Source organism: Actinophytocola sp. (genome assembly GCF_036402745.1).
Classification (GTDB): Bacteria; Actinomycetota; Actinomycetes; order Mycobacteriales; family Pseudonocardiaceae; genus Actinophytocola.
Genome location: NZ_DASWSJ010000266.1, coordinates 1 through 8,619, shown reverse-complemented (window position 1 = coordinate 8,619; position 8,619 = coordinate 1). Strand labels below are relative to the sequence as shown.

The 8,619-nt window shown below is 72.3% G+C and carries 9 protein-coding genes; 6 read left to right on the top strand and 3 right to left on the bottom strand.

Annotated elements, in window-relative coordinates; genetic code table 11:
* Window positions 1-73: 73 nt before the first annotated feature.
* Both VGD70_RS25090 and VGD70_RS25085 read right to left on the bottom strand, forming a co-directional pair.
* Window positions 74-661 (bottom strand): YdeI/OmpD-associated family protein, encoded by a 588-nt coding sequence (locus VGD70_RS25090; protein WP_331085438.1) that lies wholly within the window; start codon window positions 659-661, stop codon window positions 74-76.
* Window positions 651-1,424, bottom strand: a complete 774-nt coding sequence (locus tag VGD70_RS25085; RefSeq protein WP_331085436.1) for an META domain-containing protein — start codon at window positions 1,422-1,424, stop codon at window positions 651-653. Before VGD70_RS25085 ends, VGD70_RS25090 begins: the two co-directional genes overlap by 11 nt.
* 75 nt (window positions 1,425-1,499) lie before the next feature.
* Here VGD70_RS25085 and VGD70_RS25080 point away from each other — a divergent pair, with 75 nt between their 5' ends.
* Together VGD70_RS25080 and VGD70_RS25075 are read left to right on the top strand one after the other, a co-directional pair.
* On the top strand, window positions 1,500-2,246 hold the full coding sequence (locus VGD70_RS25080) for a DUF1266 domain-containing protein (protein WP_331085434.1): 747 nt from the start codon (window positions 1,500-1,502) through the stop codon (window positions 2,244-2,246).
* A 10-nt stretch (window positions 2,247-2,256) separates the two neighbouring features.
* Window positions 2,257-2,889 carry a dTMP kinase gene (locus VGD70_RS25075; RefSeq protein ID WP_331085432.1) on the top strand — a complete coding sequence of 211 codons (633 nt, stop codon included), beginning with the start codon at window positions 2,257-2,259 and terminating at the stop codon, window positions 2,887-2,889.
* Between the two features lie 28 nt (window positions 2,890-2,917).
* On the opposite strand, the gene VGD70_RS25070 is transcribed toward VGD70_RS25075, so the two are convergent.
* Window positions 2,918-3,400: a VOC family protein gene (locus VGD70_RS25070; RefSeq protein ID WP_331085430.1), complete on the bottom strand. Its 483-nt coding sequence runs from the start codon at window positions 3,398-3,400 to the stop codon at window positions 2,918-2,920.
* A 147-nt stretch (window positions 3,401-3,547) separates the two neighbouring features.
* Here VGD70_RS25070 and mtrA point away from each other — a divergent pair, with 147 nt between their 5' ends.
* The 4 genes from mtrA to VGD70_RS25050 all read left to right on the top strand — a co-directional run bounded on the left by mtrA (window position 3,548) and on the right by VGD70_RS25050 (window position 8,429).
* Complete coding sequence (gene mtrA, locus VGD70_RS25065; protein WP_075123969.1) at window positions 3,548-4,225, top strand: MtrAB system response regulator MtrA; 678 nt, start codon at window positions 3,548-3,550, stop codon at window positions 4,223-4,225.
* Window positions 4,226-4,235: 10 nt separating this feature from the next.
* The gene (gene mtrB / locus VGD70_RS25060; RefSeq protein WP_331085426.1) at window positions 4,236-5,990 is read left to right on the top strand and encodes an MtrAB system histidine kinase MtrB; all 1,755 of its coding nucleotides are present in this window, start codon (window positions 4,236-4,238) and stop codon (window positions 5,988-5,990) included.
* On the top strand, window positions 5,987-7,723 hold the full coding sequence (locus VGD70_RS25055) for an LpqB family beta-propeller domain-containing protein (RefSeq protein ID WP_331085424.1): 1,737 nt from the start codon (window positions 5,987-5,989) through the stop codon (window positions 7,721-7,723). Before mtrB ends, VGD70_RS25055 begins: the two co-directional genes overlap by 4 nt.
* Before the next feature lie 67 nt (window positions 7,724-7,790).
* Entirely contained in the window at window positions 7,791-8,429 is a 639-nt protein-coding gene (locus VGD70_RS25050) for a ComF family protein (protein WP_331085422.1), read from the top strand.
* Window positions 8,430-8,619: the final 190 nt, after the last annotated feature.

Genomic DNA, 8,619 nt, shown 5'->3' with positions numbered 1-8,619 from the left:
GGGACCCCTGGGCCGTGCGAATGGGCCGTTCGCACGGAGTTCGCCCGATCGGGTGCGGACCGTGAGCGAATGCCTAGTGGATGGTCTCGCCGCGTTCGAGCATGCCGACGAACTTCTCGATCCGCCGCGCGCGGGTCTCCGCGCGCTTCGCCTCCTCGACCCGGTACAGGATCGCGTACCGGTTCTTGCTGGTCAGCGTCGCGAAGAAGGCCGCCGCCCGCGGGTTGGCGTCGAGCGCGGCCTGGAGGTCGTCGGGCACGGTGGAGCCGGCCGGGCCGGCATAGGTGGCCTCCCAGCGGCCGTCCGCCCGCGCCGCCTCGACCTCGCGCATCCCCGCCGGGGTCATCTCGCCGGCCGCGATCATCCGTTCCGCCGACGCGCGGTTGATCTTCGACCACCGGCTGCGCGCGGTGCGCGGGGTGAACTTCTGGACGTAGTACACGTCGTCGACGCGCTGGGCCGTGCCGTCGATCCACCCGTACCGCAGGGCGATCTCGAGCGCGTCGTCGTGGTTCACCGACGCGATGCCGGTGCCCTTCTTGGCGACCCGGATCCACACTCCGCGCGTGTCCGCGTGCTCGGCGAGCCACGCCGCGAACTCCGCCTGGCCGGCGAAGGCGATGATGGGCAGGCCGTTCTTCTCACCGTGATCACTGGGCACGTAGCTGGATTCCCTTGCCGGACGGGGTGGTCAGGGTCAGGCGGTCGGCCTGGATCCGCACCGTGACCTCCCCGCGGAGCACGCCGAGCACGGCCGCCTCGAGACGCATGATGTCAGGTGGGCACGCCATCCGGGTCATCGCCGCGTCGGCGAACCGGATCGTGTCGCCGGTCGGCGTGTAGCCGGCCGAGCCGCTGTTGCAGCCGGCGAAGATCTTCACCTCGTCCTTGCCGAACCTGAGCGTGGCGGTCGCGGCGGCCGGCGTGCTGCCGGCTACCTGGCCGTCGACGAGCGTGTCCACCGCCCACGTGGTGCCGGCGAGCGGCCGGTCCGGGTCGGCCACCTCGCGGTCCAGCAGCACCAGCTCGGTCTCCTGGGACCGGAGCACCAGCCGGGTCCCGTCCAGCCGCCACGTCGGCTTGTTGTTGAGCACCTTCGACAGCCAGGTGTCCTGCTGCAGCCGCTTCGGCTCGCAGCCCAGGTCGGTCTGCGCGAGACCGTCGCCGACGCCGATCACGCCGCCGCCGGTGGTCACCTGACCGGTGAGCGTGTTGCAGCCGGCGTTCGCGAGCAGCCGGCCGTCGTCGGTGAACGTCAGCGACACCCTCGTCCGCGGCAGGAGCGCGAGCGGCTTGCCGGCCTCGGTGACCTCGGTGGACAGGAACGTGCGCCCGCGCAGCGGGTCCTGCTCGTTCGGCCCCTGCGACTCCACCGCCCGGGCGCCGCAGCCGGTGATCGCCAGCACCAGCGACGCAACGATCACTCGCGCGAGTCTCATGCCCGCATGACGTACCAGCACCTGGAGATCGTTGCAATGCCCGCCCGTAAACTCCGCGCCGTGGTGATCTGCGATCACGTCGAGGGGGTGGTCAGCACCCCGGCCGGCCCGTACTACGGCCCGCTGGCACACGGCTTCGCCTGCGGCGCGCACCTTCCGGTGCACGTCTCCAGCCCGTGGAACGCGCTGGACGACCCGGTGCGCGACTACCAGGAGAACCGCGAGTCGCTGGCCGACAGCTGGGGTGTCACGACCGCGGAGGACTGGCAGCGCCAGGTCGACTACCTGCTCGCCGGGCTCAACATCGGCACCGAGACCGACGCCGTGCTCACCGTGCGCCGCCAGCTGCTGCGCCAGCACGGCGGCTACGACCTGCCGGCGTGGCGCGCGGCCGTCGGGGCCTGGGCGCGCCGGCACAACGGCGGCGACAGCGAGGAGATGGTCGCGTCGGTGGACGTGATCACCCGCTACGAGGCCAGGTTCCGCGCCGACGGCATCCTGGCGCCGAACGGGATCGTCAACTCGGTGTTCGGCTACGACTTCGGTCGCGCGGTCAACATGGCGCGCTGGGGCTACGGCGGCCGGTTCTGCGACTACCGCGCGGCCGAGGCGATCGTGCTGCGGGCCGGCGAGCTGTGCCGCCAGCACTACACCTCGTGGGCCGACTTCAGCGCCGGCTACGCGCTCGGCCGGGTGATCCGGTTCGACAACGAGGAGTACGGCCACATGTACGTGTCCGTCCGCGGGCCGCACCAGCTGCTGATGACCGATCGCACCAGTCCGTGGTGGCACATCCCGTTCTCGTAGTCTTCGCGGTGTGGGACTGCTGATCGTGATCGAGGGCCTCGACGGCGCGGGCAAGCGCACGATGGCCGACAAGCTCACCGCCGAGCTAGGCGGCCGGGTCGTGCGGCTGGCGTTCCCGCGCTACGGCGAGGACATCCACGCGGACCTGGTGCGCGAGGGCCTGCACGGCCGGCTCGGCGGCTTCGGCGACGAGGTCTACGGGATGGCGATGCTCTACGCCCTGGACCGGCGCGGCGCCGCGGCCGACATCCGCGCGGCGCTCGAGGCCAACGACGTCGTGCTGCTCGACCGGTACGTGGCGTCCAACGCGGCGTTCGGGGCGGCGCGGCTGCACCAGTCCGCGCGCGGGGAGTTCGTCGACTGGGTGCGTGCCGTCGAGATCGACCGGTTCGGCCTCCCGGTGCCGCACGCGCACCTGCTGCTGCGGGTGCCGGTCGACGTCGCGGCGTCCCGCTCGGCCCACCGCGAGGCGACGGAGGCGGGGCGCGGCCGGGACAACTGGGAGTCCGACGAGGCCCTCCAGGCCCGCGTCGCGGCGGTCTACGACGGCCTGGCGGCGGACCACTGGCTGGCGCCCTGGCAGGTGGTGGACGGGACGGCCACGCCGGACCTCACCGCCCTCGCGGACGCGTTGCGCGGCTGAGGGGCCCCCGCTCTGGGCCCCTTCGAACCTACGGCGCGCCGACCAGGTCGGCGCCCCACCGCTCGATCTCCGCGCCGATGTCGAGCCGCCCGATCATCGGCGACTCGGTCATCTCCGGGGTCACCCGGTCGCGCGGCACGAACCACGAGATCTCGAACTCGAGCCCGTCGGGGTCCTTGCCGTACAACGACTTCGACACCGCGTGGTCCGACGAGCCGACCAGCGCGCCCGCCTTGGCCAGCTTGTCCGCGAACGTCGCCAGCTCCGGCAGCGTGTTCACCGACCACGCCAGGTGGTAGAGCCCGACCGCCGTCCCGGACGTCCGCGGGGCGTTGCCGCGCACTGCGAACAGGCCCAGGTCATGGTCGTTGTCCGACTCGGCGGCCCGCAGGAACGCGGCGGTCGCCCGCTCATGGACGACCTGGAAGCCGAGCACGTCCCGGTAGAACCCCACGCTGCGCCCGACGTCACGTACGTAGAGCACGGCGTGGTTGAGCCTTCGGATGCCCATCAACCACCTCCATGACCCCCATGGTTAAAACTTCAACGTGTAGACCGCTCGACGGTAGGCTGTCGTTACAGGTCTGTCACCCGGGTGGGTAAGCGACGATCAGCGGGTCCCACACGAACGAGACTCACGAAGTGCGACGATGTAGCCATGAAGGCACGTGTGCTGGTAGTGGACGACGACCCGGCTCTGGCCGAGATGCTGACCATCGTGCTGCGGGGCGAGGGATTCGACACCGCGGTGGTCGCCGAAGGCAACCGGGCGCTGCCCGCGCTGCGCGAGCTTCGGCCGGACCTGGTCCTGCTCGACCTGATGTTGCCCGGGATCAACGGGATCGACGTGTGCAAGGCCATCCGCGCCGAGTCGGGTGTGCCGATCGTGATGCTGACGGCCAAGAGCGACACCGTCGACATCGTGCTGGGCCTCGAGTCGGGTGCGGACGACTACGTGGTCAAGCCGTTCAAGCCCAAGGAGCTCGTGGCCCGGGTGCGGGCGCGGCTGCGCCGCACCGACTCCGAGCCGGCCGAGATGCTGTCCATCGGCGACCTCACCATCGACGTGCCGGGGCACGAGGTGACGCGGGACGGCGTGGCGATCCAGCTGACCCCGCTCGAGTTCGACCTGCTCGTGGCGCTGGCCCGCAAGCCGCGCCAGGTGTTCACCCGCGAGGTGCTGCTCGAGCAGGTGTGGGGCTACCGGCACGCGGCGGACACCCGGCTGGTGAACGTCCACGTGCAGCGGCTGCGCTCCAAGGTCGAGACCGACCCGGAGCACCCCGAGGTGGTGCTGACGGTCCGCGGCGTCGGGTACAAGGCCGGTCCGCCGTGATAGGGGACCGATGAAACGATGTTTACGGGCGGTGGCTTCGGCCGCCGCCCGGGCCGTGGAGTTCTCCCACCAGCGCGCCGCCTACTTCGGCGAGCTCTGGCGGCGCTCGCTGCAGGTGCGCGTGGTCGTCAGCACGCTGGCGCTGTCTTCCGCGGTCGTCTTCGTGCTGGGCATGGTGCTCCAGAACCAGATCACCGACCGGCTGCTGGCGACCAAGGAGGAGGCCGCGATCGCGGCCACCCGCGACGCCGTCCAGGTCGCCGAGACCGAGCTCACCGGCGTCAACCCCACCGCCGACGCCGTGCGCAACCGGCTCACCAGCGCGCTCAACCGGCTCACCAGCTCCTCGCCCAACAGCAGCACCGCCAGCTCCGCGGCCGGCGCGTTCGAGCCGGTGCTGGCCAGCGACTCGCCGGGCCTGGCCGACCTGGGCGACAGCCTCAGCGTCGGCGCGTACCACGACGTGCCCGACAGCCTGCGCCACTTCGTGCAGTCCCACGAGTTCGCGGTGCAGATCTACACCGTCGACCGCGCCTCGGGCCGCACCACGTTCCTCATCGTCGGCGCGCCGTTCGGCACCGCGAACCGGCCGATGCAGCTCTACATGCTGTTCCCGCTCACCGCCGAGCAGCACACGATCAGCGTCGTCCAGAGCACGCTGATCGTCGGCGGCCTCGTGCTCCTGCTGCTCCTCGCCGGCATCGCCAACCTGGTCACCCGGCAGGTCGTGCGCCCGGTGCGCAGCGCCGCCCAGGCCGCGGCCCGGTTCGCCGGCGGCGAGCTCGACCAGCGCATGCTCGTCGTGGGCGAGGACGACGTCGCCAAGCTCGCCGAGTCCTACAACGGGATGGCCGAGAGCATCCAGCGCCAGATCCGCCAGCTCGAGGAGTTCGGCACGCTGCAGCGCCGGTTCACCTCCGACGTCTCGCACGAGCTGCGCACCCCGCTGACCACCGTCCGGATGGCCGCCGACGTGCTGCACGCCTCGCGCGAACAGTTCCCGCCGGGGCTCGCCCGCTCCACCGAGCTGCTGGTCGACGAGCTCGACCGGTTCGAGGCGCTGCTCGCCGACCTGCTCGAGATCAGCCGGCTGGACGCGGGCGTCGAGGAGCTCGTCGCCGAGTACGTCGACCTGCGGCCGATCGCCGTGCGCGCGGCCCGGGCCGTCGGCACGATCGCGCGCAACGCGGGCAGCGAGATCCTGCTGGACATGCCGGAGGAGGAGGCCGCGGCCGAGGTCGACGCCCGGCGCATCGAGCGGGTCCTGCGCAACCTGCTGGCCAACGCGGTCGACCACGGCGAGGGCCGGCCGGTCCGGCTGCGGATGGCGTTCGACGACAAGGCCATCGCGGTCACCGTCCGGGACTACGGCATCGGCCTGCGCCAGGGCGAGGCGGGCCTGGTGTTCAACCGCTTCTGGCGGGCCGACCCGTCCCGCAACCGGCACACCGGCGGTACCGGCCTCGGCCTCGCGATCAGCGTCGAGGACGCCCGGCTGCACGGCGGCGGGCTGGACGCGTGGGGCGAGCCCCGCAAGGGCGCCTGCTTCCGGCTCACGCTGCCACGCCGGCAGAGCGTCGGCTTCGACGCGAGCCCGCTCGAGCTGCCCCCGCCGGACGCCGACGTGGTGCTCGCCGAGGCTGTCGACGCGCCCGTCGCCGACGACGCCTACCGGGTCACCGTGGCCACCGAGGCACCCGAGCCGGACGACGTGCCGCGCACGTCGATCCCGCCGCCCGCCCCGGCCTGGGAGGAGGTCCGATGACCCGCCGGCGTGCGTTCGTCCTCGCGCTCCTGTCGGTGCTGCTGGTGTCCGGTTGCGCGAACATCCCGGAGCGGTCCAACCCGCACGCGGTGCGCAACGCCGACACGGCGCAGCCGCAGGGCGTGGTCGACGAGCCGACCCGCGGCCTCGACCCGTTCGACCTGGTGCGCGAGTTCATCCACAAGTCCGGCAACTCCGAGGCCGCGGCCATGTACCTCACCGAGAAGGGCAAGCAGGGCTGGAACGGCGAGGCCGCGCCGACGATCGTCCTCGACACGTTCGACACGGTGCCCGTGCGCGACCCCGCGACGGTCGACCCCGGCGCGGTCTCCAGCGAGGCCGAGACCGTGGTCCTGCAGGTCAGGCCGGTCGGCCGGCTCGGCGCGGACCACGCGTTCGTCCCCGCCATCGACGACCAGGAGTTCGACGTCAAGGTCCGCCGGCAGGCCGACGGACAGTGGCGGATCGACTCGCCGCCGACCACCCGGTTCGTGCCGATCTCCGACTTCGAGGCGAGCTACCGCGCGGTCACCGTCTACTACTTCGACCCCAACCTGCGGGTCACCGTGCCCGACCTGCGGTACGTGACGGCCGAGCCGGTCAACGGGCTGCCGTCGCGGGTGGTCAACGTGCTGCTGTCCGGGCCGTCGGACACGATGCGCCGGTCGGTGCGCTCGCCGCTGGAGGGCATCAGCACGAGAACCAACGTGGTACCCGATCCCGACGGCACCCTGGTCGTCGACCTCAAGGAGCTCGGCGACAAGACCCAGGAGCAACGCGAGCAGATCGCCGCGCAGGTCGTGCTGTCCCTGCAGACCGTGACGTCGAGCCGGCTGCGGCTGCGTGCCGACGGCCAGGACCTGATCGCCGGCCACCGCGACTGGCGCCTCGGCGACCTCAAGGCCTACGACGCGCCGACCAAGCCGGACTCCGACCAGTCGGGCCTGGTCGTGGCGGACGGCAGGCTGCACTCGCTGCGCGACGGCAAGCCGATCGACGGACCGGCGGGCGATGGCGGGTACCAGGTGCTGACCGCGGCCCAGTCGATCGACGGCGCCTACCTGGCCGCGGTCGTGGACACCGACACCGGGCCGCGGCTGCGCATCGGCGAGTACGGCAAGGACATGCAGGAGGTCAACCTCGAGGCGCGCACGATGACCCGCCCGACGTGGCTGGTCAGCACGTCGAACGAGGTGCCGGCCAAGGAGGTGTGGACGGTCGCCGACGGCAACGTGGTGCGCGCGGTCCGCACCGGCGACGGCACGTGGAAGGCGTTGCAGGTCAACGCCTCCGACATGACCGACTTCGGGCCCATCACGGAGCTGCGCCTGTCCCGCGACGGCACCCGGGCGGCCGCGGTGGCCAGGGGCAGGCTCGTCGTGGCGTCGGTCGTGCGGGACAACGACTCGGTGGCGCTGCGCGCGCCCCGGCGGCTGCAGCCGATCAACATCGTGCAGGCCATCGGGGTCGACTGGCTCAGCCAGGACACGCTGGTCGTCGCCACGAGGCAGGGCGCGTTGCCGGTGGCGAGCCTGTCGGTGGACGGCCTCAAGTTCGAGGTGTTCGACCGGAACAACCTGCAGCTGCCGCTCAAGGCCATCGCCGCGGCCCCCGACAGGGACGTGATCGTGACCGACACCGCGGCGGTGTCCAGCACCTCCGGGGTGGGGCAGCTGTGGCGCCAGCACCCCCACGGCCAGGGCCGCGACGCGATCCCGTTCTACCCCGGCTGATCTCTGGTCCTTGGGGCCCTGACCTGGGCGAAGGAAAACTGTCGGTGCCCGGTGCCATGATTCGACCATGCGTTCGTCTCGAGTCCTCGACCTCATCCTGCCCCAGCGCTGCGCCGGCTGCGCCACACCGCTCACGGCGTGGTGCCCGACGTGCGCCCGCTCGCTCGGTGCGCCGGTCCCCGTCGCCCGCCCGGGCCTCACGTCGGCCTACGCCCTGGGCCGGTACGAGGGTGCCGCCCGCCGCGCGGTCCTGGCCTACAAGGAGCGCGGCCGCCGGGAGCTGGCCACCCACCTCGGTGCCGCCCTGGCCGCCGCCCTCCCGTCCATCCGGGCCGGCCCGGTGGTCCTCATCCCGGCCCCGTCCCGCCCGACGGCGGCCCGGGCCCGCGGTGGTCAGCACATGGCCGCCGTGGCGCACCGCTGCGCCGCGGCCGTCCGTGCCACGGGCCAGTGGGCGTCGGTGGTCCCGGCGCTACGCCTGGACCCCCGAGCAGCCGATTCGGTAGGCCTGGACGCCCCAGCCCGGGCGGCTAACCTCCTGGGCCGCCTACGTCCCGACCCACGCCACCGCCCGCCACCGGACATCCCGGCCGTCCTGCTGGACGACGTGATCACAACAGGCGCCACCGCGACGGCCTGCGTCTCGGCTCTCCGCTCCACCGGAGTCCCGGTAGCAGCCGTCCTGGCCCTGACCACCGCCGGCTAGTCCGCCACCCCGGGATTGACAGTGTGCGTTGGGTCCCGGCGAATGGTGGGGGTGTCGGGGTGGGTGGTGGCTGGGTGCCGTCACGGTCCCCTGAGGTTCCGGTGGTCGGCGCAGGACTAGTCCGCCTCCCCGGGATTTCAAAGTGTGCGTTGCGTTCCGGCGAATGGTGCGGGTGTCGGGGTGGGTGGTG

What these genes read in the sequence shown, in the direction of transcription:
- VGD70_RS25050 (WP_331085422.1), top strand. Translation starts at nt 7,791, where the DNA reads ATGCGTTCGTCTCGAGTCCTCGACCTCATCCTGCCCCAGCGCTGCGCC.
- VGD70_RS25055 (WP_331085424.1), top strand. Translation starts at nt 5,987, where the DNA reads ATGACCCGCCGGCGTGCGTTCGTCCTCGCGCTCCTGTCGGTGCTGCTG.
- mtrA (WP_075123969.1), top strand. Translation starts at nt 3,548, where the DNA reads ATGAAGGCACGTGTGCTGGTAGTGGACGACGACCCGGCTCTGGCCGAG.
- mtrB (WP_331085426.1), top strand. Translation starts at nt 4,236, where the DNA reads ATGAAACGATGTTTACGGGCGGTGGCTTCGGCCGCCGCCCGGGCCGTG.
- VGD70_RS25070 (WP_331085430.1), bottom strand. Translation starts at nt 3,400, where the DNA reads ATGGGCATCCGAAGGCTCAACCACGCCGTGCTCTACGTACGTGACGTC.